Raw genomic sequence first — 24,790 nt, 5'->3', positions numbered from 1 at the left:
GTGGTTACGTACGGGTAGGCCCGGGGCCTATCGTCGCCACATGTTCGCCGCCTACGCCGCCCGCATCGACCGTGACCAGCCGCTCAGTGGCCTTGAGTTGGGGGAGCGTCCCGCCCCCGACGCCAGGCCAGGCTGGTCGACCGTGAACGTCCGGGCCGCCTCCCTCAACCATCACGACCTGTGGTCCCTGCGCGGGGTCGGTCTCCCCGAGGGGAGGCTGCCGATGATCCTCGGCTGCGATGCCGCGGGCATCGACCAGGACGGCAACGAGGTCGTCCTGCACTCCGTCGTCGGCCAGACCGGGTACGGGGTCGACCCCGGCGAGAGCCGCTCGATCCTCACCGAGAAGTACCAGGGGACGTTCGCCGAGCAGGTCTCCGTGCCCACCTGGAACCTGCTGCCGAAGCCCAAGGAGCTGTCCTTCGCCGAGGCGGCCTGTCTGCCGACCGCGTGGCTCACCGCCTACCGCATGCTCTTCACCAATGCCGGTGTGCGCCCCGGGGATTCCGTCCTCGTCCAGGGCGCCGGTGGCGGCGTCGCGACGGCCGCGATCGTGCTCGGCAAGGCGGCGGGGCTCAGGGTCTTCGCCACGAGCCGCGACGAGGCCAGGCGCAAGCGGGCCCTGGAGCTCGGCGCGGTGGAGGCCGTCGAGTCCGGTGCGCGTCTTTCGCAGCGGGTGGACGCCGTCATCGAGACGGTGGGGGCGGCGACGTGGTCGCACTCCATCAAGTCCCTCAAGCCGGGCGGCACGGTGGTGATCTCGGGCGCGACCAGCGGTGATCGTCCCTCGCACGCGGAGCTGACCCGGGTCTTCTTCCTGGAGCTGAAGATCGTCGGTTCGACGATGGGGTCCAAGGACGAACTGGAGGACCTGCTGTCCTTCTGCGCCGCCACGGGCGTACGTCCCGTCATCGACGAGGTCCTCCCGCTGGACCGGGCGCGAGAGGGCTTTGCACGCATGGAGTCCGGCGAGCAGTTCGGAAAGATCGTGCTTGAGGTCTGAGGTCTGAGGCCTGAGGCCTGAGGTCTGAGGTCTGCGGATCTGAAGCCAGTACGCGATGTCAACTGTGGTTGACGCACTCCCGGCTGTCAATGTAAGTTGACATGCATGACCGAAGCTACGGATCTCGCCGAGCGCGCGGGTGATCGCGATCCACGAGTCGGGCTGCGGGCCGTCTCCGCGCTGCGGAGGCTGGTGGAGCAGTTGGAGGCCGTGCAGGTGCGCAGTGCGCGTCAGCAGGGCTGGTCGTGGCAGGGGATCGCCGCGGAGCTCGGAGTGAGCAGGCAGGCCGTGCACAAGAAGTACGGGAGGCAGTGATGTTCGAGCGGTTCACGAAGGACGCCCGCGCCGTGGTCAAGGGTGCGGTCGAGCACGCCGAGGGTGAAGGTGCGGGCTCCGTCGACGACGGGCACATGCTGCTCGCGCTGCTCGACCGCGAGGCGAGCCGGGCGTCCTTCGCCCTGGCCTCGCTCGGGGCCACGCGCCGCCGGGACTCGATCGAGGAGGCGCTGGGCGAGGCGCGGCGCCGCGGGGGCCTTTCGCAGGCCGACACAGAGGCGCTGGCCGGGCTCGGCATCGACGTGTCCGAGATCGTCTCCCGGGTCGAGGAGGCGCACGGCGTGGGCGCGTTGGCGGGCGGCGGGCGCAAGGCCGGGCGGCCCGGTCGCGGCTGGACCGGGCACCGGCCTTTCACCCGTGAGGCCAAGGACACCCTGGAGAAGTCCCTGCGCATCGCCACCGCTCGCCGTGACCGGCACATCGGCGACGAACACATCCTGTTCGCCCTGACCGTCCGCCCCGGGTCCGTCAGTGAGGTGCTCGCGGACCACGGGGTGACCCATGAGTCGGTGGAGAGGGTGCTCTACGGCGTGGATGGGGCGGACGGCGCGGACGGGGCGGACGGCATGGGCGGCGCGGGCGCCGCGTAGCCCGAGGGGGCCGGGCGGTCCGACGGCCGCCCGGGTCACGCCTTCGGTGTGCGCAGTGTCGCGGCGATGTGGGCCGCCGCCGCCGACAAGTGGCTGCGGGTGTCGCGGAGTTGGTCCTCCGTCACGCCGTGGTCGCGGGCCGCGTCGCGGATGTCGTCCCGGAAGCGGTCCAGGAGGCGGTCCAGGTCACGTGCCGGGTTGCCGGTGGTGTCCTCCTGGGCCCAGTCCGGGACGTACTCCGTGGGAACCTCGTCCTCGCGGGCGCCCGTGAACTTGGGCTCCTCGGCGGTGGATCGCGCCCCCTTGCGGCCCCAGTCCTTGCCCGCCTCCTTGCCGAACTCGCCGAACTCCTTGGCCAGTTCCGTCAGCCCCTCGCGGACCCCCGTCGGCCAGTCGCCCCGCGCGAAGTGGTCCTGCACCTGGTCCTGGACGCGCCGTGCGATGCGCTGCACTTCTTCTTGCGCCTGGGCGCGTGCGGTCTCCTGCGCGTCCTGGGCCTGGCGGCGGGCGCGCTGGGTCTCCTCACGGGCCCTGCGGGTCTCGTCCTTCGCGCGTCGGGCCTGCTCCTTCCACTCCTGCTTGGCGCGCTTGAACTCCTCCTTGGCCTGGCGCCAGCCCTCCTTGTCGCCCCAGGAGCCGTCGAAGAAGTCGGCGGGGTCGGGGAAGGGCTTGCCGGAGCCGGCACCGCTCCTGCCCTCGGAGGTGCCGGACGCACCGCCGGACGCGCGCGCCTCCTTGGCCGCCTCCCGCATCTCGCGGCGGAGCTCACCGGCCGCGCCCCGCACGCCGTCCCGGATCTCGGCGGCGAGCTCGGCGACGGAGTCGCGGATCTCCAGCTCGAGGTCGGCCAGCTCACCGCTGCGGTCGGCCAGTTCGGCGCGGCCCGCGTCCGTGATGGCGTACACCTTGCGGCCGCCCTCCGTGGTGTGCGTGACCAGGCCCTCGGCCTCCAGCTTCGCCAGGCGCGGGTAGACCGTGCCCGCCGAGGGGGCGTAGAGCCCCTGGAAACGCTCCTCCAGGAGACGGATCACCTCATAGCCGTGGCGCGGGGCCTCGTCGAGGAGCTTCAGCAGATACAGGCGCAGTCGGCCGTGGGCGAAGACGGGGGCCATGTCAGAGCACCTTCTTGTCGGTCGGGGCGGCGTCGTCGGCCGGGGCAGTGTCCTCGGGGGACGACGCCGGTGGGGCCTCGTCGAACGGATCTTCCTCCGTCGGTGGCCTGCGCAGCAGCGCGATGGACCCCGAGACCGTCGTCGCCTTGAGCTTTCCGCTGCCCGTGCCGAGGCGGCCGGTGATCCTCTTCGCTCCCCACTGGCCGCTGACCCGCAGATCCTCGAACGCGTTGGAGACGTTGCCGCTGGCGGTGTTCGCCTCCACGTCCGCGTCCGTCGGATGGGGCAGCCGGATCGCGATCTCGCCCGAGACGTTCGTCAGGCCGATATCGGTCGGGGCGCCCGCCGGGTCGAGGTCCACGATCATCGAGCCGCTCACCGATTCGGCCCGAACGGAGGAGCCCGCGCCCTCGAAGACGGTCAGGTCACCGGAGACCGAGTGGAAGCGCAGGTCGCCCGTGATGCCCTGGGCCTCCAGGCTGCCCGAGACCGTGTCGGCGCGGACCGGGCCCGCGAGGCCGACGAGGGTCGTGTCGCCGGTGACGCCCTTGACCTCCGTGTGCCCCTCGATCCCCGAGACCACGGCGTTCGCCCCGACCACGCCCACCTCGACGCGGGTGCCCGCGGGGACGGCCAGGGAGACCACCACGCTGCGGCGCCAGCCCTTGCGGTCGAGCCACTTGAGGAAGCCGCGCCAGGGCAGGTCGTCGTACGCCACCGACAAGGTGCCGTCCGTGTGCGTGACCGTCAGTGGCGGCCCTTCGATCTCGGAGACCTCGAGCCTGGCGGAAACTTCGTCCGTGCCCACGACGTTCACTGTTCCGTTGACGACGCGCACGTGGAGTGTCGTCACGGGGGCGTCGAACGTGAGCTTCGTGGGCTCGGCGACTGACCACTCTGACATCGGGCCGACCTCCTCGGGTGAGCTGATCAACGCGCCATATCGCGTCTCTGAGATACACGATATATCGCGGAAATGGAAAGTCAAGACACCGTCACCTCTCTGCGCTGAATATGGTGATTTGATCTAGCGTGGGGTCATGTCGTCCGATGCTTCCGAGCGTGCTTACGCCTCCGAGCGCGCCGCCGCCGGTGCGCTGCTGCTCTGCCGGGCCGCACCCGATGTGGTCGAGCCCGCCGCCCGCCTGTTGCGCGAACGGATGCTGCTCGTTCCCGCGGGGCGCGGGTGGAGCGTGCTCGTGCCCGAGGGCAAGCCCTGGGTGCACGGTGACGAGCCGGTGGACCGGGTGCTGGCCGGGTGGGCCACCGCGCTCGCCGTCGGGTCGACGTGGCCGGTGCTCGCGCTGTGGTGGGACTCCGACCGTTCCGGCTGCACTCTCGCGGCGGGCTTCCGGCGCACCGTCGAATACGTATGGCTGGCGAACGGAACGCCCGTCGGCGAGGACGAGGCGCTGCGCACCTTTGCCGCGCGGCTCGGCCTCGATCCCGTACTCGACCTGCAGTCCCTGGAGCCACTGGGGCGCCCCGACACGGAGGCCGACGCCCGCGCCCGGCTCCTGGCCCTGCTCGCCGTCCTCGCGCGGGCGGGAGTGGCGCTGCCGACCGGCCTGGGGCCCGGGGAGCCCGCGGACCGCCTTCGTGCGGTGGCGCGGACGGTGCAGGGGGTGCGGGAGATCGAGTGGTCGGGATGGCGGGACGCGGTTCGGGCCGAGCTCGACGTGGTCGAGCGGGGGCGCCTCGGGCCGTGGCTGCGGGGCCCCCGGGCTCGCGCCGTCGCCGTGGCGCAGATGGCTGCCGGGCTGCCGCTGGCGGCGTGGGCCGTGCGGCGGCGCAGCGGGGGATGGGCCGTGGCGGGCGCGCTGCTGCTGGTGCACGGCTCTCTGGGGTTCGCCTACGACAGGGTGCGGGCGGCTGGCGCCGGGCCTGGGCGGGGCTGAGGCGGGGGCGTCCTTCTCGACCCCAGGCCCTCGACCGGCCCTCGACTACCGGACGTACTCCCGTCACGCCCATGGATCGCATCCAGGACGAGGGCGATTCCCGCGTCGCCTACGGAGACACCGACGCCCTCCACGCGCGCGTGCGGCGGGTACTTCGCAGCGGGCGCCGACCATGTCCGCGTACAAGTGCTCGGTACGGGGCTCACCGAGTGACGTGCCGTCCTACTCGTCCTCGTCCTCGTCGTCCAGACGGGCCAGCCAGGTCGCCAGGCGCTCGACCGGGACCTCGAAGTCCGGGTTGAGGTCCACGAAGGTGCGGAGTTGCTCGGCGAGCCACTCGAAGGTGACTTCCTCCTCGCCGCGCCGCTTCGCCAGCTCCTCGATGCCACGGTCGGTGAAGTACAAAGGGGGCTCCGCTGGACTCGAAAAGGCTCTGTCTCCAGCAGGATACGGGGCATTCCCTGTCCCTTGCCCCGTGCATGGAGTTAGCCTGCTTCTCCTTGTCATGAGGGGAACGGGGGTCTTTTGTGACGGACGGGATCGCACAGATTCGGCTCGACGACGGCACCACCGTCTGGGCACGCATCAGCGAGGCACAGGAAATCGACAGCGGCGGCGGCTTTCGGGACACCGGGGTCGGTGACCGCGTCATCGACATGGCGAGCGGACTCGGCGACATCGTGAGCGGGGTGGTGGGCTCCCTGCGTTCCGGGCTCGGACCCACCGGCTCCGTCGAGGTCGCCGTGAACTTCGGCATCGAACTGTCCGCACAGGCCGGCAAGGTCATCAGCGTCCTCGCCGACGGAAGCGGCAAGGCATCCGTGTCCGTGTCGCTGACCTGGACGGAACCCGCGGCCACGGCGACTGGCGCGCAATGAGCGCCTTTCAGGGGATAGTGCGCCCCTCGCTGGCGCGCATCGTCGAGCCTGGCGGGGGGTATGAGCAGCACGGTGACCACTACTGGGGGTCGGGCTTCTTCATCGCCCCGGGCTGGTTGCTGACCTGCGCCCACGTCGTGGGGAAGGGGGGAGCGGCAGTGTGGCGGAACGAAGACGCCGTCGGCGTCGTCTGGCAAGGCGGCACCGCCACGGGCAGAGTCGTCCTCGCCAAGCCCCGGCCCTCGGTCCCCGAGGAGAACCGGCCGCGCTGGGAGCTCCCCGACATCGCCCTGGTCCACGTCCCGGGCGCGCGCGACGCCCCGTGCGTCTGGCTGAGCGAGCGGCCCCCCTCCATCCCCGCCGAGATCAGCCTGCACGGCTGGTCGAGGGAGACCGGTGACCTCGGAGTGCGCGACGGGCTCGGCACGGCCCAGGCGCTCGACACCAGGGCGCTGCTCCTGACCGGCATCCTGCCCGTCGCGGGAGTCTCCGGCGGGCCCGTCGTCGACCGGGAGTCCGGAGCCGTCGTAGCTCTGGTCAAAGGCGTCGGCCGCAGCGAGGGCGCCGCCGTCCCGGTCACCGCCCTGCACGAGCTGTACGACCTCCCGGGCGGCGACGTACTGCACACGGTCCTGCGTGAACACGACCGCCATCACCTGCGGCGCTACCGCGCGGGCGGCCCCGACGACTGGACGCGCGCCCAGCTCAGGCTGCGCACCCGCGGCGCACCCGGACTCACCCCGGACCTGCGCGTGCACCTCTACGGCCTCCTCGCCGAACTCCCGCCGCCCAGTGGCCCCGGCGAGGTCATGGACCTCGTCCATGAGGTCAAGTGCCGTGTGCTCGCGGACGATTACCGCTCACCCATCGAGTACGACCCGCGCACCTGGCGTGAGGGTGCCGGGCTCCTGCACGACCTGCCCGACATCCGGGGCGCGGCGAGATCACGCGAACTCGACCTCGATGCCGTGCTGTTGTACGCGGCGAAGGTCGCCCGGCACACCGCGCTCACCCGCGGTGACACGGCTCCCGCGGACGCGCTGCGCGGCCTCGCCGACTGGCTGGCGTACCGGTCCGGGATGGCCCGCGGCCCGATCGCCGAGGAGATCGCCCTCGCCCTCGCCCCGGTCCTGAACGGCACCGACACCACCGACATCAACGGCACCACCGGCACCACCCACGCCCCGCCTGTCGCCTCCGTGCGGGAGATCCGCCCCCAGGCCCGTGCGGACGTCCTCGTCGAGATCGGCGACCCCGACTACGGCGACCGCTACCCGTGGAGCGTAAAGCTGCTTTTCGACGGCCGCGACGTGAGCCCGCTGGACGGCGACGACCGCGGCGTGCCGCGCTCCCGGCTGCGCGAGACCCTGCGCGAACCTCTCGCCGACGCGCTGCGCAAGGGCGACAACGGGGAGAACCTCGCCGCCGTGGAGGCCCTGCTGCCCCGGCAGTTGTTCGACGAACCGCTCGACGCCTGGCGCCTGATACCCGACGGGGCCGACGAGGACGTGTACGACGAGTGGGACCCGCCCTACATGCCCCTCGGCCGGCGCAGGGTCGTCGTCATCCGCGACCGCAGACGCAACGTGAGAGACGCCATTCCCGAGTGGCGGCGGATGTGGAGCGCCGCCGCCGACGGCCCGCTGGCCGCCGTGCCGTTGCGCGACGAGGCCGCGATGTCGGGCCATGCCCCGTCCGTACGCCGCGAGAGCAAGCCCGCGGCGTTCGGCAGACTCATGGGGGCCGAGCGCGGTTCCGTTCCCGTCTACTGCGGGCACGTCGGCCATGGCGACGGCTTCGCCGCCATGGCCACCGCGCTCGCCGCCGGACACCCGCTGGTCCTGTGGCGTCGCAACGGCCAGAACCACAGCGACTGCCAGGAGTTCCACCGCCGGGCCGGTGGCTTCCTGGCCAAGGCGGGCAGCGCCGCCGGACTCCGCGACCGCATCCAGGAACTGCGCGTCCACGCCAGCGCGCCGGAGCTGGCCGTCGACTCCGGGTGGGCCGACGGAGTCGCCTTCCTGTTCGACCCGCCCGACCGCCCGCCCTACGGCACCGAAGCCGTCTCCCCGCCGCCCATGGAGACCTGATGAACCGTCAAACTCCGGAACTGGCCCGGAATCGGGGTCGGCGGAGCGGGCTGAAGCGCGGTAGTCTCTTCGTCGCCTGTACCCGCTGCGCGGCCTCACCAGAGCCGGGAGGAGCCCAAGGTGAATGACTGGCGGATCTACCGAGGTGTCGGTGAGCCGCACGACGGAGTGCAGCGGTTACCCTCCCCACCCCCCTGGCGCGACTTCGCGGCCTCGGAACGGGACGCGGCCCCGGACACCGACCCGAGCACGGCCCGCAGGCTCGGCTTCCAGCGCACCCTCGTCGAGAACTACGCACCGAGGCCCGCCGAGACCGACGCCGTCAACGCCGCGCTGTACCTGCGTCGCCCGCTCCTGGCCACCGGCAACCCCGGCACCGGAAAGTCCACCCTCGCCTACGCCGTCGCCCACGAGCTGGGCCTCGGCCGGGTGCTGCGCTGGCCCATCGTGAGCCGCTCCACCCTCCGGGACGGGCTCTACCGCTACGACGCCATCGGCCGCCTCCAGGACGTCCAACTGGAGCGCGCCCAGGGCGAGTCGGAGAGCCGCACACCCGCGCCGGGCATCGGCTCGTACATCCGTCTCGGGCCGCTCGGCACCGCGCTGCTCCCCTCCGACGTGCCACGCGTGCTGCTCATCGACGAGCTCGACAAGAGCGATCTCGACCTCCCCAACGACCTGCTTAACGCCCTGGAGGAGGGCGAGTTCGCCATTCCGGAGCTCGAACGCATCGCGGACCGCGAACCCGCCGTCCAGGTGCTCACCGACGACGGCCGCAAGGTGACCGTCACCGGTGGCCGGATCGCCTGCACCACGTTCCCGTTCATCGTGCTCACCTCCAACGGCGAGCGGGATTTCCCCGCCCCCCTGCTCAGGCGCTGCATCCAGCTCGAACTCGAGCCGCCGGGCGAGGAACAGCTCAAGTCCATGGTCGAGGCCCACCTCGGTGGTGCGGGTGCCACCGAGGGCCGTGATCTGATCGACCGGTTCCTGGAGCGCGAGCCCGGCGAGGTCATCGCCGCCGACCAGCTCCTCAACGCCCTCTACCTCACCCAGCACACCCCGCACGCCGAGCGCCTCACCCGGGAGCGGATCGCCTCATTGCTCATGCGGCCCCTCGACCGTTCGAGGTGATGGCCGGATGCCGCGGACGCATCTGGGAGAGCTCATCGGCAGGCTCAGGGACGGCGGCCTCGACCCCACCGCCGAGGAAGTGGCCGACGCCGTCTGGCTCGCCCAGTGGTTACCGCGCGCCTCCCGGCCGGGCGAGCCGGGCGCCGTCCCGTCGGCCGCCGTCGCGCCGAGGTCCGACGACACCCGGGACCCGGTGCGCGAAGGGACCGATGGCACCCGCGCCGAAGACCCCGAACCCTCGCGCCGGGCGGCGACGCCCGCTGACGTGCCCCTGCATCTGCCCGGCGGCACGGCGGACTCCGGCGGCGCGGGCCCCGGCCTTCCCGTACGCGCCCCGGCGGCGGCCGCACTGCCCGGACTGCTCACCTTGCAGCAGGCCCTGCGCCCCCTGCGCCGCTACGCCCCGTATCCCGACCACTCCGCCGACGGCGGCATCGACGAGGAAGCCACCGCCGAACGCTCCGCCGCGACAGGCCTCCTCGTCCCCGTCCTGCGCGCCGCACGCCACCGGAACGCCGACATCCAGCTCCTGATGGACACCGGGCCCGCGATGGCCGTGTGGGAGCAGCTGGTCGAGGAACTGCGCCAGGCCTGCGAGCAGTCGGGTGTCTTCCGCGACGTCCAGGTCCACCAGCTGTACGACAACGGAGACGGCAGCCTGCTCGTCGGCACCACCACGGGACCGCACAGCCGCACCCGCCTGCGCTCGGCCAACCAGCTGCACGACCCCGCGGGCCGCCGCCTCACACTGATCGTCAGCGACTGCGTGGGCCCGCTGTGGCAGCGCGGCGCGGTCCAGCGGCTGCTGCACTCCTGGCCGGTCGGCTCGCCGATCGCCGTGGTCCAGCCGCTGCCGTCCCGGCTGTGGACGCGTACGGCACTGCCCGCCGAGCCGGGACTCCTCATGCGCAGGCCGGAACCGGGCGGTCGCACGGTCTTCGACCCCGACGACGAGCCGTGGGAGCCGCGGCCCGCGGGCGCCAAGGCGGTCCCCGTACTGCAGCCGACCCCCGAGGCGTTCGCGGCCTGGGCGCGGCTGCTGTCAGGCCAAGGAGGCCCGGTGCGTGGCTGGGCGGCCTGGGTGGGACCGGCGTCCGACGGCTCCGGCACCCCGCTCGCCCCCGCGCCGCCCGCGGGGCGCAGCGACGACGAACTGCTGCGGGCCTTCAGGGCCACCGCCTCGCCCGGGGCTCTGCGGCTCGCCGTCTGTCTCGCGGCGGCCCCGCTCTCGCTGCCCGTCATGCAGCTCGTCCAGCGCACGATGCTTCCCGACACCGGGCCCATGGAGCTGGCCGAGGTCCTGCTCGGCGGGCTGCTCAGGCAGCTCCCCGGGACCGAGGCCCGGCCCTGCTTCGTCTACCCCGCACGCGTCCAGGAACTGCTCCTCAGCTCCCTGGGCCGGGCCGCCGCCGGACTCGTGCTCAAGCACTGCTCCGCCTACGTGGAACGCCACTTCGACCGGGGCACCCGCAACTTCGCCGCCCTCGCCGCGGCCCGGCTCGACGGACAGGGCGACCAGGACGGTCAGGGCGGGCAGGACGGGCAGGGCCGGGACCCGGACCCTGCCCCCGGTGTCGGTGTCGGCGAGGACAGCACGGCCACGACGCCCGCCGGAGTCGAGTCCGAGCTGTTCGCCACGGTCCCCGCGCGCGTACTGCGCTTCTACCAGCCGGACCTGACGGCCGCCGAGCCCCTCCTGGAGGCCGAGCGCCTCCTCGCCCGGTGGCACGACCAGGCGGACCCTTCCGTACTGCTCCGGGCGCGGACGCAGGCCGAGGTGGCGCTCCACGGCGGCGCCGCCGCCGGGGACGCCGACAGGGGCGTACGGGCCCGTCTCGTCCTCGGCCGGGTACTGCGCGCCGAGTCCACCACGTCCCGCGCGCGCGGGGCCGGGCGCCGCCTCACCCTGCTGCACGAGGCCGCCGCCGTACTCGACGAAGCCCTGGGCGCGGCTGCCGACGGCAGCGTGGCCCATGCCGACGCCGCGCTCGAACTCGCGGCGGTACAGCATGAGTTGTGGCATGTCACGCAGGACGCGCACTTTCTGCAGCAGGCGCTCGCCGCGCTGCCCGGGAATTCCGCACAGTGGCCCGCGGACCGCCGCCGCGCCCTGCTCCTTCGCCGCGGGCGGCTTCTGCTCGCAGACGGGAATCCGGCCGCCGCCGCCCGTGACCTCCGGGTCGCCTGCGACCTGCTGGATGCCGAGGGTGCTCCTGACGGCGTCCGCTGCCCTGCCCTGCTCGACCTGGCCGAGGCCCTGCGGGGCATCGAAACGCCCGAAGCGACCGCCGCCGTGTTCGCCAGGGCGGAGCAGGCCGCGGGCACGGACCCGGGACTGCGCCTGCGCTGCCTCTCCGCTCAGGCGGCTTTCCACGAAGCGACCGGCGACCACCAGGGCGCCGACCGCGCCTACGAAGCCGCCGCCGGACTCGCACCGCCCGACAGCGCCCGCCGCAGCGGACTGCTCACCCTCTGGGGCGAATCGCTCCTGCGTCGCGCCGCGGCGGACACCGGTGCGGTGATCGTCGACCGCGCCGAGAACGTGCTGCGCGAGGCGCTCACGGCGTTGCCCGCGCGCGCCCCCGACCGCGGCAGACTGCTCGGCCTGGTGGGCGGCGCGCTCGCCCAGCGCTTCCGTCATCTCGGCTTCCTGCCCGACCTGTTCGAGAGCCGCCATCTGCTCGGGCAGGCGATCCGGGGCACGCACGACGCGCGGGTACGCGCCGAGGGGCGACTCCAACTCGGCCGCGTCATAGTCGAGTTGCGACGCCGTACCGGCACGCCGGTACTCGCCGAGGCCTTGCAGGCCTACGAGCACGCCGAACAGGAAGCCCGCATCGCCTACGGTCGCGCACCGGGGTCGGTGACGGCTGCCCGTGCGCTGCACGGGCAGGGGGGCGTACTGGAACTGATGGGCCGCTCCACGGCGGCGCGTACCGCATACCGGTCGGCCGCCGACGAGTGGCGGCAGCTGACCGGAGTGCTGCGCGAAGTCGACTGGCAGGAAGTCGAGTTGACGCGCGCGAGGCTTGCGGCAGCGGAAGCGGACCGGAGGGTGATTCCCGGCGGCACCGACGGGCTGTCCGGCGAGGACTGGGACCGGGTGTCTCCACCATGGTTCCTCTGGGGCGGGGCACGGGCCGTGGTCACCGCGTGACAGGCGGGCACATGGCCGGAGTCAACTGGAACTGGTTTCTAATTCAGCGGTGTCGGGAAGAACCGTGCAGCCGTGACGGCCGTCGGCACGGGCGGGGTGGGAGAGGAGCTGATGGTGTCGGAGCAGGGGGAATGGGTGACCGGCCCCGAAATGGACCCCGGGCGAGCGCCGGTTCTACCCGATCTGGCCCGTATTGACCTTCGGACATTGCGTGCCATGGACGATCCGGGGCTCGACGCGGCGGTCGAGCGGGTGCTCGGCCACTCTCGGGAGCTCAGCGAATCCTGGTGCGGCGGAAATGGCGAGGAGAACCCCTTCGACCGCATGTTTCCGGCCGTAAGTGGCCGGTCGCGCGGTGGGGAAAGGGCAGGGTGACCCTGGCTCCGATGTCCTCTGCGGTCTTCGCGGAGGTGGCGAGCACCAGACCCGACCCCAGGGGTACGACGGCACTCCGTGCCGGGCTGCACACCCGCCGCCTGGTGCTCCTCAAGGCCCTTCTCGCCCGGATCGACGGGACGGATCCCGCAGTACGCCGACGGGCGGACCGCGACTGGAACGTCCTTGAGCAGTCCGAGCGGAGGTGCCCGGCGGCCGTCCGGGACGTCCTGGACTACCCAATGACCGGCGCCTGGCTCGCCGAGAGCCTCGCCGCGCCCGACGGGCCCGCGTTCGAGCGGCATCTCGCGCACCTGGGGGCCGTCGCCGCGACCGCCGCCGTGCGCGCGGGCTGCCGCGTGACCATGACCGTCGAGGCGTCCGCCGGAGTGCTCGCGCTGCCGGGCATCGGCGTGCTGCGCTGCCCGACGGGCCGGGCCCGGTTGCGCATCCGGGCCGGTCTGCTGCGCGCCGAGGGCACCGGAAACCCCGGCGGCGCACTCCTGTACGTGCCGCCGGGGGGCAGGCGGCCCCGTGGCGGTGGCCGCCGCTGGAACGGCATGCGGGAACTGTCCGACGGCGCGGTCGTCCTGGACGACCTCGATCCCCACCGCGTACCGCGTTCCGGCGTCGGCTCCGACGCACTGCCCGCCGCCGAACGACGCCGTACGCCGCACCGGCCCTGGATGGAGCGCTGGTGCGGCGCCCAGCGGCTCCTGGCGATCACCGACCCCGGCCGGGGCGCCGAGACCAGGGCCCTGCTGCGTGCAGTGGTCCCCCTCGGGCCCGACGCCCGCCACGGCGTGCGGCAACCGGTGAGCGCCACGATGCGGTCCGCCCCCGGGGCGGTCCTGACCGAACTGCCCGCCGGGGCACCGGAGATGGCGGAGGTGCTGGTGCACGAGGTGCACCACACGAAACTGACCGTCCTCCAAGAACTCATGCCGCTGTGCCTGCCGGATCAGGGCGCCGTGTACCGAGTGGGCTGGCGCCCCGACCCGCGTCCCGTGGCGAGTGTCCTCCAAGGTGCCTACGCCCATCTGGCACTCACCGACCTGTGGCGACGCGCGGGCGCCGGGGCCGCCGCGCCCCGGCAGTGGCGGCGCCGGTCCGCAGAGCGGTTCGACGCGTACCGCGAACAGGTCGAAAGCGCCTTGTCTATCCTGCTCGAATCGGATGAACTGACCTTTGAGGGTCGGGAGTTCACCCGAGAGATGGAAAGACACCACGCGAGCCTGGGCCGGACCGCCCGGCTCCTCGAGTGACACTGTGTCCGCAAGCAGGAACCACGCGTACGTGCGGGCGATAGGGAGTACAGATGGCGGATGAACGGCGGTCCGGCGGCGCCGGACGGCGGGAGTCGGACCGGGGCGGCGCTGCCGAGCCGGAGCGTTTCCTGGTGGTCTTCCCCGGCTACCACCGGCCATGGGCCGCCTGGATCGCTCACCGGCTCGAGAGCCACGGTCACCCGGCCGTCCTGCAGCGCTGGGATCCACGCCGTGAGGGTCCGCTCGAGGACATGCTCCGTGACCTGTTGCTCGCCCGGGGGCGGGTGCTCCTCGTCCTGAACGACTGGTTCTTCGAGCTGGGGCCGCGGCCGGCCAACGAATGGAACGACGTCCTGCGCGGTTTCGTCGCCGCCAACGCCGAGCGGTTCGCCGCCGTCAACCTCACCAACCGCCCGCTGCTGCCCGCCACGGCCGTCCTCGAGCCGGCGGCTCTGTGGGGCCTGGGCGAGGAGGAGGCCGAGGAGCGTCTCCTCAGCCGGCTCGGCCTCGAGCCCCGTCCCGCTCCCCGTCGGGCCACCGTAGGACGCGGTGTCCGCTTCCCCGAGGCCCAGCCGGAGATCTGGGGCGAAGTCCCGCGCCGCAACGCCCGGTTCACCGGCCGCGACGACCTCCTCCTCGAACTCCACCAGCGGCTGACCGACGCCGAACGGGGCAACGCGGCCTGCACCCTCGTCGGCATGTCCGGCATCGGCAAGACACAGATCGCCGTCGAGTACGCCAACCGCTTCCGCCCCGACTACGACGTCGTCTGGTGGGTCAACTCCGACGACCGCAACGTCCAGCGCGACCGGCTCGGCGAGCTGTCCACCGCGCTCGGTCTGAGCAGCGGAAACGAGCCCGGCGAACGCATCCGCGCCGTGCGCGACGCGCTGCGCCGCGGCGAACCGCACTCCCGCTGGCTCGTCATCTTCGACGGCTGGGACGACATCGAGGGCGCGAACGTCCTGCTGCCGAACGGCCCCGGACACGTCCTGATCACCTCGCGCAACCGCGGCTGGGGCGAGGACACCGACCTGCTCGACGTGCCCAGCTTCGACCGGTCCGAGTCCACCGGCTATCTGATGCGCCGGGCCCCGCACGTGACCGCGGCACAGGCCGACGAGGTGGCCGCCGAGTTCGGCGACGTACCCCTCCCGCTGGTCCAGGCAGCCTCGTGGCTCGGTGAATCGGGCATGGAGGTGCCGGAGTACCTGCGGATGGTGCGGGAGCGGCGCCTTTCCACCGCCGACGAGCTCTCCACGGGTGACGGCCTGCCCCACTCGTCGCTGACCTCCTGGTCGATACTGATCAACCGGCTCCGCCGCTCCCAGCCGCAGGCCATCGAGGTCCTCAACCTGTGTACGTCCTTCGCCCCCGGCCGCATCCCGCTCGGCCTGATCCGCGCCTACCCGCAGGCCGATCTGCCCGAGGAACTGCGCTGGATGGCCACGGACCTGCCCGCCTGGACACGCGCCCTGGACACCCTCGTCAACTACTCGGTCCTCAGCCGCGAGAACCGCGGCCCCGCCAATGCCGACATGGGCCCGCACCAGGAGTCGGTGCACATGCACCGGCTCGTCCACGACATCGTCACCCGGCTCACCGACGACGAGGGCCGCGAGACCTATCGCAGGGCCGTCCGCAGGCTGCTCGCCGAAGCGGACCCCGGCAACCCCATGGACAGCAGGAACTGGCCGCGTTACGCGGAGCTGCTGCCGCATCTGGAACCCTCGGGCACGCTCGAGAGCACCCACGACAGGGTCCAGCTGGCCGTACTCAACTGTCTGCGCTACTGCGCCCGCAGCGGTGAGTTCAAGGCCGGGCTCGAACTGGCCGAGCAGATCCGGCACCGGTGGTCGGGATTCATGGACCCGCTGTCCCAGCCGATGATGGACCTGACCACGCAGGAAGGCAGCATCCTGCGGGCGAGCGGCCGCTTCCGCGAGGCGTACGACCTCGACCGCGGCCAGCTGGAACGACTGCGCGGTGCGACGCCGCGCAACGAGCTGGGCGAACTGCTCACCAACAGCAACATCGCCTCCAGCCTGCGCCCCCTCGGGCAGTACGAGGAGTCCGACGAGCTTCAGAGGGCGGTGCTCGAGGGCGCCGGTCGGATCCTTGGCCCGGACGAGCTCGTCACGCTCATCGCCCGGCACAACCTCGGCGTCGGCCTGCGGCTCCTGGGCCGCTACCAAGAGGCGTACGACCTCGACGTCGAGACCCTCACCCGGCGCGAGAGCGTGCTGCGCGCCCGGCACGTCAACACCCTCAGCTCAGGCAACGCCTGCGCCCACGACCTGCGGCTGCTCGGCCGGTACCGCGACGCCGTGTCCCGTCAGGAGTCCGTGCTGCGGCTCCATGTGCAGGTGCTCGGACCGCAGCACCCGCAGACCCTGGCCGCCCGCGCCCACCTGGCACTCTGCCGACGCCGCGAGGGCGGGTTCCAGCAGGACATGGGGGCCATGATGGCCGGCCTCCTCGATCAGTTCGAGCAGGTGCACGGGCGGGCTCACTACCGCACGCTGACGTTCATCACGGACTACGGCAACTACCTGCGCGAGCACGGGAACCTGAGCCAGGCCAGAGACCTGATCGCCGAGGCGGAGTCCGGCTACCGCGCCCTGCTCGGTCCCGCACACCCCGTCACCACCGGCATGGTCGCCAACACCGGACTGATCATGCAGGCGGCCGGTGAACGCGCCGAGGCCATGGCGATGTTCGAGTCCGCGCTCGGCGGACTCACGGCCACGCTGGGCGCCGACCACCCCTGGGTGCTCGGCTGTGCGCTCAACGCGTCCGGTGCGCGCAACTTCAACGGCCGCATCGTGGAAGCCTCCGAGCTGAGCCGGGAGACCCTGCGGCGGGCCCGCCACACACTCGGCGGGGAGCATCCGCTGACCCTGTCCTGTCAGGTGGCGCTCGCCGCCGACCTGCGGGCGCTGCGGGAGCGGGAGGAGGCCGAGAAGCTGGAGGAGGACGGCCTCCTGGCCCTGACCCGGACACTGGGCGCCCAGCACCCCCACACCCTCTCGGCCCGCCAACGCACCCGCCCGTACTGGGACTTCGAGGCGTTCCTGGGCTAGAGGCGTTCCTGGGCCAACGGACGCCGAAAGGCCCGGCACCCCCTGGGGGATGCCGGGCCCTTTCAGATCCGTACGGTCGGAACCAGCTGGATCAGGCCTCGAAGACCTCGCGCAGCAGCGCTTCCTGCTCCTGCTCGTGCCGCTTCTTCGAACCCACCGCCGGGGACGAGCCGTGCGGCCGCGAGATGCGGCGCAGGCGCTCGCCGTGCGGGATGTCCGCGCCGACCGCCAGGTCGAGGTGGTCGATGAGGTTGAGGGCGATGAAGGGCCATGCGCCCTGGTTCGCCGGCTCCTCCTGCGCCCACAGGTACTTCTCGGCGTTCGGGTACTTCGCGATCTCCGCCTGGAGCTCGGCACCCGGCAGCGGGTACAGGCGCTCGATGCGGATGATCGCGGTGTCCGTGACCTCGCGCTTCTTCCGGTCGGCCTCGAGGTCGTAGTACAGCTTGCCGGAGCAGAAGACGACCTTGCGGACCGCCGACGCCTCGACCGAGTCGTCGCCGATGACCGGGCGGAAGCCACCCGACGTGAACTCCTCCGTCTTCGAGGCCGCCGCCTTGAGGCGCAGCATCGACTTCGGGGTGAAGACCACCAGCGGCTTGTGGTGCGGGTTGTGCACCTGCCACCGCAGGAGGTGGAAGTAGTTCGACGGCAGAGTCGGCATCGCGACCGTCATGTTGTTCTGCGCGCACAGCTGGAGGAAGCGCTCGATACGGGCGGACGAGTGGTCCGGTCCCTGGCCCTCGTAGCCGTGGGGCAGCAGCAGCGTGACGCCGGAGTGCTGGTTCCACTTCTGCTCGGCGGCCGAGATGTACTCGTCCACCACCGTCTGCGCGCCGTTGACGAAGTCGCCGAACTGCGCTTCCCACATGACGAGGGACTCGGGACGGGCCAGCGAGTAGCCGTACTCGAAGCCCATGACCGCGTACTCGGAGAGGAGCGAGTCGTAGACGTTGTAGCGCGCCTGGTCCTCGGAGAGGTACAGGAGCGGCGTGAAGTCCTCGCCCGTCTCACGGTCGATGAGGACCGCGTGACGCTGGCCGAACGTGCCACGGCGCGAGTCCTGGCCCGACAGACGGACCGGCGTGCCCTCGAGCAGCAGCGAGCCGATGGCGAGGGTCTCGCCCATGCCCCAGTCGATCGTGCCTTCCTCGACCATCGACATGCGGCGCTGCAACTGCGGCAGCAGACGCGGGTGGACGGTGACCCGGTCGGGGATGTTGACCTGGGACTCGGCGATCCGCTTCACGACCTCCTGGGAGATCGAGGTGTCGACCTTCACCGGGAACTCGGCCTCCGGGGCCGGGACCTCGGCCTCGGCGGGCTGCGAGATGGCCTCGCGGACCTCCGTGAAGACCTTCTCCAGCTGCCCCTGGAAGTCCTGCAGGGCCTGCTCGGCCTCTTCCAGGGTGATGTCGCCGCGACCGATGAGGGACTCGGTGTAGAGCTTGCGCACCGAGCGCTTCTTGTCGATCAGGTCGTACATCAGCGGCTGCGTGAACGCCGGGTTGTCCGACTCGTTGTGACCGCGGCGGCGGTAGCAGATGAGGTCGATGACCACATCCTTGTTGAACGCCTGGCGGAACTCGAAGGCCAGGCGCGCGATGCGCACGACGGCCTCGGGGTCGTCGCCGTTCACGTGGAAGATCGGCGCCTCGATCATGCGGGCCACGTCGGTGGCGTACATGGAGGAGCGCGACGACTCCGGGGCGGCGGTGAAGCCGACCTGGTTGTTGATGACGATGTGGACCGTGCCGCCCGTGCGGTAGCCGCGCAGCTGCGACATGTTGAGCGTCTCGGCGACCACACCCTGGCCCGCGAAGGCCGCGTCACCGTGCAGGGCGACGGGCAGGACCGTGAAGTCCGTGCCGCCCTTGTTGATGATGTCCTGCTTGGCGCGGACGATGCCCTCGATGATCGGGTCGACCGTCTCCAGGTGGGAGGGGTTCGCGGCGAGGGAGACGTTGATCTGCTCGCCGTCCAGGCCGGTGAAGGTGCCCTCGGCGCCCAGGTGGTACTTCACGTCGCCGGAGCCGTGCATGGACTTGGGGTCCATGTTGCCCTCGAACTCGCGGAAGATCTGCGCGTACGACTTGCCGACGATGTTCGCCAGGACGTTGAGACGGCCGCGGTGGGCCATGCCGATGACGACCTCGTCCAGGCGGGACTCCGCGGCGCTGTCGATGACGGCGTCGAGCAGCGGGATGACGGACTCGCCGCCCTCCAGGGAGAAGCGCTTCTGGCCGACGTACTTCGTCTGCAGGAACGTCTCGAAGGCCTCGGCGGCGTTCAGCCTGCGCAGGATGCGCAGCTGCTCCTCGCGCTCGGGCTTCGTGGCGTGCGTGCGCTCGATGCGGTCCTGGAGCCACTTGCGCTGCTTGGGGTCCTGGATGTGCATGAACTCGATGCCGGTGGTGCGGCAGTACGAGTCGCGCAGGACGCCGAGGACGTCGCGCAGCTTCATCATCGACTTGCCGGCGAAGCCGCCGACCGCGAACTCGCGCTCCAGGTCCCACAGGGTGAGGCCGTGCTCGGTGATGTCCAGGTCGGGGTGCTTGCGCTGCTTGTACTCCAGCGGGTCCGTGTCGGCCATGACGTGGCCGCGGACGCGGTAGGAGTGGATCAGCTCGAAGACGCGGGCGGCCTTCGTGACGTCGTCGTCGTGCGACGCGTCGATGTCCTTGAGCCAGCGGACCGGCTCGTAAGGAATGCGAAGCGCCTTGAAGATCTCGTCGTAGAACTCGGCGTCGCCGAGCAGCAGGTTCGCGACGTTGCGCAGGAACTCGCCGGAGGCGGCGCCCTGGATGACCCGGTGGTCGTAGGTCGACGTGAGCGTCATGACCTTCGAGATGCCGAGCTTGTTCAGGGTGTCCTGGGACGTGCCCTGGAACTCCGCGGGGTAGTCCATCGAGCCGACGCCCATGATGACCGACTGTCCGGGCATCAGGCGGGGGACCGAGTGGACCGTGCCGAGGCCGCCGGGGTTGGTCAGCGAGACCGTCACGCCGGTGAAGTCGTCCATCGTCAGCTTGTTGTCGCGGGCGCGACGGACGATGTCCTCGTAGGCCTGCCAGAACTCGAAGAAGTTCAGCGTCTCGGCCTTCTTGATGCCCGCGACGACCAGCTGGCGGTCGCCGTTGGGCTTCACCAGGTCGATCGCGAGGCCGAAGTTCACGTGCTCCGGCTTGACCAGGGTCGGCTTGCCGTCCTTCTGCACGAAGGAGTAGTTCATCGACGGCATGGCCTTGATGGCCTGCACCATCGCGTACCCGATGAGGTGCGTGAAGGAGATCTTCCCGCCGCGGGCGCGCTTGAGGTGGTTGTTGATGACGATGCGGTTGTCGAAGAGCAGCTTCACCGGGACGGCGCGGACCGACGTGGCCGTCGGGACCTCCACCGAGGCGTTCATGTTCTTCGCGACCGCGGCGGCCGGGCCGCGCAGCGTCACGTACTCGGGCCCTGCGGGGGCCTCTGCCGCGGGCTCCGCCTTGGCGGCGGGCTTTGCGGCCGCAGGCTTCGCAGCGGGGGCCGGAGCCGCTGCCGCGGGCTTCGCGGCAGGAGCCGCGGGGGCAGCCGGAGTGGCTGGCGCGGCAGGGGCAGCCGGTGCCGCAGGCGCGCTGGGCGCCTCTGCGGCCGGGGTGGTCGCGGCCCCCGCGGCCGCGTCACCCGCTGACTTCGCCGGGACGGCGCTGGCGCCCGCTCCTGGCTTGTAGTCGGCGAAGAAGTCCCACCAGGCTCGGTCGACCGAATTCGGGTCCTGGAGGTACTGCTGATAGATCTCGTCGACGAGCCACTCATTGGGACCGAAGGCAGCAGCAGGGTCCTTGCCCTGACCGTCTTGGTCGGTCGAGATGCTCGAGCTACTGGGGGACTGTGACGACACGGCGGTAACCGCCCTCTTCCGCTTCACAAGGTGATGGACAGCGGGAATTAAGGCTACGCCTCCATTGCCGCCAGGTGCAGACCGGCCCCGTCATCCGTCGCGTAAGTCACATTGGAAGAAGGGTTTCGGCGACGTAAATGGCGGGAAACAAGCGAGGTTCTGCAACGCCAGATGGCCGCGCGGGCCCTGCCCGGCGCGGCTGCGTCACCCGAGCGCGCTTCCGATGCGCCCGCGAATCGCTTCCTTTTCGAACCCTACGTCAACTTCGCACTTCGGGCTGGCCCGGAAGGGTGACCTGGATGCGGCAGCCGCGAGGGGATTCGGCCACTCCGATGTGTCCGCCGTGCAGATCGACCGCCCAGCGCGCGATGGCGAGCCCGAGTCCGGTGCCGCCGTCGCTGCCGGGTCCCTGCGGCGGGGTGTTGGCATGGCTGCCGCGGTTGAAGCGCTCGAAGACCCGGTGCCACTCCGACTCCGGGATGCCGGGGCCCTCGTCGAGGACCTCCAGGTCCAGGGACTCGGGGTAGAGGCCGCGCCGGGCGCGCACGGTGACGCGGCCGTGCGGCGGGCTGTGCTTGACCGCGTTGTCGATGAGGTTGGCCACGACCTGGTGCAGCCGCTCGGCGTCCGCGTGCGCGGTCAGCTCGGGCGGCGTGACGTCCAGGTGCAGATGCACGTCCGTACGCGTATGGCTGCCGGAGCCCGACGCGATGCCCGCGCGGGCCGAGGCCACCATGTTGGCCTCCTTCAGGACGCCCGACAGATAGGGCCACACCTCGAAGCGGCGGGCCCGCAGCGGTACGACGCCGTTGTCCAGGCGGGAGAGGTCAAGCAGTGTCTCCACGAGCCGCCCCAGGCGCTCCGTCTGCTTCAGGGCCGTACGCATGGTCTCCGGGTCGGCGGCGGAGACTCCGTCGACGACGTTCTCCAGGACGGCGCGCAGGCCCGCGATGGGGGTGCGCAGCTCGTGCGAGACGTTGGCGACCAGTTCCTTGCGCTGCTGGTCCTGGGCCTCCAGATCGTCCGCCATGCGGTTGATCGTGGTGGCCACGTCGCCCAGCTCGTCCCGGCGGTCGGCGCCGCGCACACGGCGCGTGTAGTCGCCGTGCGAGACGGCGCGCGCCACGGAGTTCATCTCGTCCAGGGGCGCCGTGAGGCTGTGGGCCACGAACTGCGTGATCAGCAGCGTGGCGATCACCGAGAAGACGGTGATGAAGCGCAGCTCCGTCTCCGTCTTCATCGCCACCATCAGCAGACCTGTGGTGATGAAGACCGAGACGACCACGAGGGTGCCGAGCTTGGTCTTGATGGAGAACGGCCGCAGGCCGCCAAAGGGTCCACTCATCGAATGGCCCGCCTCACGGGGTCGGGGTCTCCAGGGCGTATCCCACGCCGTGCACCGTACGGATCCGCTCGGCGCCGATCTTCCGGCGCAGTGCCTTGATGTGGCTGTCGACGGTACGGGTGCCCGACGCGTCCGCCCAGTCCCACACCTCGGCGAGCAGCTGCTCGCGCGAGAGCACCGCACGCGGCGTATTGGCCAGGCAGACGAGCAGGTCGAACTCCGTCGGCGTCAGATGTACGTCCTCGCTGCGGACCCTGACCCGCCGCTGGGCGTGGTCGATCTCCAGCTCGCCGAGCCGCAGGATCCCGCTGCGCGGCGTGGTCGCGGCGAGCGCCGCCCGCTCGACCCTGCGCAGCAGCACGTGCACGCGGGCCGCCAGCTCCCGCATGGAGAACGGCTTGGTCATGTAGTCGTCGGCGCCGACGCCGAGCCCGACCAGCATGTCCGTCTCGTCGTCGCGCGCCGTCAGCATGAGGACCGGAACCGGCCGCTGGGCCTGTACCCGCCGGCACACTTCGAGCCCGTCGAAGCCCGGCAGCATGATGTCCAGGATCAGCAGATCGGGCTGCCAAGCCTGTGCGGTGTCGACCGCCGAAGGACCGTCCACCGCCGTTTGCACAACGAAACCCTCGGCGCGTAGCCGGGCAGCGATGGCGTCGACGATCGTCGGGTCGTCCTCGACCACCAGAACCCGGCGCTGGGCGCCTGGCATCGCCGCCGTCGCACCGTTGTGGGAGGTGTGTGTCTGCTCCATCGCCCGCCCCTGACACTGATCGCTTGTGTTCGGTCAGCAGAGTACGGGTCGCGAAGGCACCTCGGCTACGCAGCCCTTACGCCGAGATGAACCACGTCGGGTACGCCTCGGGCAACGGGGATCTCTTCCGTCCGTACCGCCTGGAACCCGGCATTCCGTAGAGCGTCGTCGAAAGCGGACGAGGGCTGGGCGGACCACACGGCGAGCACTCCGCCGGGGTTGAGGCGAGCCTGACAGGCCGCCAGACCGGCGGGAGAGTAGAGGGAGTTGTTGTCCTCCGTGACCGTCCAGCCCGGTCCGTTGTCGATGTCCAGACAGAGGGCGTCGTACGTTTTCCGGGTGCTGTCGCAGGAGTCGGCACCGGACAGATGGCCCACGAGGTCTGTGTGCAGGATCTCCGTACGCGGATCGGCGAGCGCGGCGCCGGAGAGCTCGGCCAGCGGGGCATCCGCTCCCGAGCGGTGCCAGTCGATGACGGCCCGCTCGCGCTCCACCACGGTGATACGGCCCCAGCGCCGGTCGGCCGCGGCGTGGGCGAGGGAGAAGCCGACACCGAGGCCGCCGATCAGGAGGCGGGGCTCCGGGCGGCCGTCGAGGGCGTCGTGCGCCACGTCGACGAGCAGCCGCTCCGAGCGGCCGTCCGAGGTGTCCATGAGGAAACAGCCGTTGGCGATGATCTGCAGAAGCGCACCGTGACGCCGCAGCACGACTTCGCCGTACGGCCCCTCGCGCCGGTCGATGACGACGGGGGCGGTGGTGTCGGTGAGCATGCCCGCCAGCGTATGAGTGCGGGCCCGGCTTCGTGGGGAGACTCGGAACGCGGCGCGGCCCGATGCGGACGCATCTGTGACCTGTGAGGTTGATGTGATTCGCGCTACACGTGGCCCGGATCATAGACAGCGCCCGGAAAAGCGGCCAAGGGTGGAACGGAACAAAAGGAGCGCCTCACCGTGAACCGCAGTGTGCCGGCTGCCCCCGCGGCACCCGAGGAGACCGCCCCGCCCGGCCTTGACGGCATCCCGTGCCAGCGGGAGCGCGGGCCCGTGGCGGTCGAGACGGCTGCCCCTGGGCCTCGGGCGGCGAACGACGCTGTCCCTCCGGGCCGTCTGAGACACCTGGGCCTGAGACGCCCGAGCCAGACCCGCCTGAGACGCCTGAGCCAGAGCCGCCTGCGCCCCTGGCGCCTGCTTCCGACCCCCACGGGCACGCCCTTCACGTTCGGCTACGCCGCGATCCTCGCCGCGACGTCACTCCTGACGCAGCACGCGGACCCGTCCCTCATCTCGACCCTGCACCGGCACTCCAGCACGGACGTCGCGCACCTGACGCAGGAGCCGTTCCTCGTCCTGGTGGCCAGCGCGCTGTGGATCGCGGGCGGCATCACGTCGCCGTACGCGATCGGCTTCCTGCTGGTCCTCACGGCCCTGGAGCGCCGCATCGGCGCGCTGCGCACGGCGGGCGTCTTCCTGCTCGGCCACATGGTGGCCACGCTCGCGACCGAGGTCCCGGTCGGTCTCTCGGTCCTCGCGGGCCATCTGCCCGACAGTTCCCTGCACCGGCTCGACTACGGCATCAGCTTCGGCGTCGCGGCGAGCGTCGGCGCGCTGGCGGGCCTTTTCAGGCCGTGGCTGCGGTGGCTCGTGCTCGCCGTGTTCGGCGGCATGCTGCTCGACGACCTGATCGCGTTCACGGACCCGATGACGAACTGGGGCCACCTGCTCGCGCTCTCGCTCGGTGTCGCCACGTGGCCGCTGCTGCGGCGCCGTCCGCGCGCTTGAAGCTGACCGCTCACAGCTGACCGCCCACAGCCGACCGCTCACAACTGATCGCTCACAGCGAACACCCCCTGGGGAACATTCAAGGACTCACGAGCATTGAGTCCAC

The 24,790-nt window shown here is 71.4% G+C and carries 19 protein-coding genes; 12 read left to right on the top strand and 7 right to left on the bottom strand.

The window, feature by feature from the left end; translation table 11 throughout:
- Nucleotides 1-40: 40 nt before the first annotated feature.
- From ACWFRJ_RS19010 to ACWFRJ_RS19000, 3 genes are all read left to right on the top strand, one after another.
- Nucleotides 41-1,003, top strand: coding sequence for a zinc-binding dehydrogenase (locus ACWFRJ_RS19010; RefSeq protein WP_453531651.1), 963 nt, complete (start codon nucleotides 41-43; stop codon nucleotides 1,001-1,003).
- A gap of 105 nt (nucleotides 1,004-1,108) precedes the next feature.
- On the top strand, nucleotides 1,109-1,318 hold the full coding sequence (locus ACWFRJ_RS19005) for a helix-turn-helix domain-containing protein (protein ID WP_160507185.1): 210 nt from the start codon (nucleotides 1,109-1,111) through the stop codon (nucleotides 1,316-1,318).
- Nucleotides 1,318-1,929, top strand: coding sequence for a Clp protease N-terminal domain-containing protein (locus ACWFRJ_RS19000; RefSeq protein ID WP_453531648.1), 612 nt, complete (start codon nucleotides 1,318-1,320; stop codon nucleotides 1,927-1,929). Before ACWFRJ_RS19005 ends, ACWFRJ_RS19000 begins: the two co-directional genes overlap by 1 nt.
- A gap of 35 nt (nucleotides 1,930-1,964) precedes the next feature.
- Here the strand turns inward: ACWFRJ_RS19000 and ACWFRJ_RS18995 are convergent, their stop codons facing one another.
- Together ACWFRJ_RS18995 and ACWFRJ_RS18990 are read right to left on the bottom strand one after the other, a co-directional pair.
- Nucleotides 1,965-3,041 carry a helix-turn-helix transcriptional regulator gene (locus ACWFRJ_RS18995; protein WP_453531645.1) on the bottom strand — a complete coding sequence of 359 codons (1,077 nt, stop codon included), beginning with the start codon at nucleotides 3,039-3,041 and terminating at the stop codon, nucleotides 1,965-1,967.
- A gap of 1 nt (nucleotide 3,042) precedes the next feature.
- A complete protein-coding gene (locus tag ACWFRJ_RS18990) occupies nucleotides 3,043-3,945 on the bottom strand; it encodes a DUF4097 family beta strand repeat-containing protein (RefSeq protein WP_453531642.1) in 903 nt (300 codons plus the stop codon).
- A 136-nt stretch (nucleotides 3,946-4,081) separates the two neighbouring features.
- Here ACWFRJ_RS18990 and ACWFRJ_RS18985 point away from each other — a divergent pair, with 136 nt between their 5' ends.
- A complete protein-coding gene (locus ACWFRJ_RS18985; protein ID WP_453531639.1) occupies nucleotides 4,082-4,939 on the top strand; it encodes a hypothetical protein in 858 nt (285 codons plus the stop codon).
- A 222-nt stretch (nucleotides 4,940-5,161) separates the two neighbouring features.
- Here ACWFRJ_RS18985 and ACWFRJ_RS18980 read toward each other — a convergent pair whose 3' ends face one another.
- Nucleotides 5,162-5,344 carry a DUF6104 family protein gene (locus ACWFRJ_RS18980; protein WP_161252429.1) on the bottom strand — a complete coding sequence of 61 codons (183 nt, stop codon included), beginning with the start codon at nucleotides 5,342-5,344 and terminating at the stop codon, nucleotides 5,162-5,164.
- Between the two features lie 122 nt (nucleotides 5,345-5,466).
- On the opposite strand from ACWFRJ_RS18980, the gene ACWFRJ_RS18975 reads away from it, so the two are divergent.
- From ACWFRJ_RS18975 to fxsT, 7 genes are all read left to right on the top strand, one after another.
- Nucleotides 5,467-5,817, top strand: a complete 351-nt coding sequence (locus tag ACWFRJ_RS18975; protein ID WP_453531636.1) for a CU044_2847 family protein — start codon at nucleotides 5,467-5,469, stop codon at nucleotides 5,815-5,817.
- On the top strand, nucleotides 5,814-7,907 hold the full coding sequence (locus tag ACWFRJ_RS18970; protein ID WP_453531634.1) for a VMAP-C domain-containing protein: 2,094 nt from the start codon (nucleotides 5,814-5,816) through the stop codon (nucleotides 7,905-7,907). The genes ACWFRJ_RS18975 and ACWFRJ_RS18970 overlap by 4 nt, the downstream gene beginning before the upstream one ends.
- A 120-nt stretch (nucleotides 7,908-8,027) precedes the next feature.
- The gene (locus tag ACWFRJ_RS18965; protein ID WP_453531631.1) at nucleotides 8,028-9,041 is read left to right on the top strand and encodes an AAA family ATPase; all 1,014 of its coding nucleotides are present in this window, start codon (nucleotides 8,028-8,030) and stop codon (nucleotides 9,039-9,041) included.
- A gap of 7 nt (nucleotides 9,042-9,048) precedes the next feature.
- On the top strand, nucleotides 9,049-12,198 hold the full coding sequence (locus ACWFRJ_RS18960) for an SAV_2336 N-terminal domain-related protein (RefSeq protein ID WP_453531629.1): 3,150 nt from the start codon (nucleotides 9,049-9,051) through the stop codon (nucleotides 12,196-12,198).
- A 72-nt stretch (nucleotides 12,199-12,270) separates the two neighbouring features.
- Entirely contained in the window at nucleotides 12,271-12,573 is a 303-nt protein-coding gene (locus tag ACWFRJ_RS18955) for a hypothetical protein (protein WP_453531627.1), read from the top strand.
- Between the two features lie 11 nt (nucleotides 12,574-12,584).
- Nucleotides 12,585-13,838, top strand: a complete 1,254-nt coding sequence (locus ACWFRJ_RS18950) for an aKG-HExxH-type peptide beta-hydroxylase (RefSeq protein ID WP_453531624.1) — start codon at nucleotides 12,585-12,587, stop codon at nucleotides 13,836-13,838.
- Nucleotides 13,839-13,891: 53 nt separating this feature from the next.
- Nucleotides 13,892-16,924 carry an FxSxx-COOH system tetratricopeptide repeat protein gene (gene fxsT / locus ACWFRJ_RS18945; RefSeq protein WP_453531621.1) on the top strand — a complete coding sequence of 1,011 codons (3,033 nt, stop codon included), beginning with the start codon at nucleotides 13,892-13,894 and terminating at the stop codon, nucleotides 16,922-16,924.
- Between the two features lie 91 nt (nucleotides 16,925-17,015).
- Here the strand turns inward: fxsT and ACWFRJ_RS18940 are convergent, their stop codons facing one another.
- From ACWFRJ_RS18940 to ACWFRJ_RS18925, 4 genes are all read right to left on the bottom strand, one after another.
- Nucleotides 17,016-20,807, bottom strand: coding sequence for a multifunctional oxoglutarate decarboxylase/oxoglutarate dehydrogenase thiamine pyrophosphate-binding subunit/dihydrolipoyllysine-residue succinyltransferase subunit (locus ACWFRJ_RS18940; protein ID WP_453531618.1), 3,792 nt, complete (start codon nucleotides 20,805-20,807; stop codon nucleotides 17,016-17,018).
- Nucleotides 20,808-21,066: 259 nt separating this feature from the next.
- The gene (locus tag ACWFRJ_RS18935) at nucleotides 21,067-22,152 is read right to left on the bottom strand and encodes a HAMP domain-containing sensor histidine kinase (protein ID WP_389903260.1); all 1,086 of its coding nucleotides are present in this window, start codon (nucleotides 22,150-22,152) and stop codon (nucleotides 21,067-21,069) included.
- Nucleotides 22,153-22,165: 13 nt separating this feature from the next.
- A complete protein-coding gene (locus tag ACWFRJ_RS18930) occupies nucleotides 22,166-22,906 on the bottom strand; it encodes a response regulator transcription factor (RefSeq protein ID WP_383269477.1) in 741 nt (246 codons plus the stop codon).
- Nucleotides 22,907-22,971: 65 nt separating this feature from the next.
- The gene (locus ACWFRJ_RS18925; protein WP_453531614.1) at nucleotides 22,972-23,676 is read right to left on the bottom strand and encodes a spermidine synthase; all 705 of its coding nucleotides are present in this window, start codon (nucleotides 23,674-23,676) and stop codon (nucleotides 22,972-22,974) included.
- 180 nt (nucleotides 23,677-23,856) lie between these two features.
- Between ACWFRJ_RS18925 and ACWFRJ_RS18920 the strand changes: the two genes are divergently transcribed.
- Entirely contained in the window at nucleotides 23,857-24,684 is an 828-nt protein-coding gene (locus ACWFRJ_RS18920; protein ID WP_453531611.1) for a rhomboid-like protein, read from the top strand.
- The last annotated feature ends 106 nt before the right edge of the window (nucleotides 24,685-24,790 follow it).

The organism is Streptomyces sp. NPDC055239 (assembly GCF_053606205.1).
The sequence above is the reverse complement of the archived record's forward strand: the minus strand, read 5'-3'. Positions and strand labels throughout refer to the sequence as shown.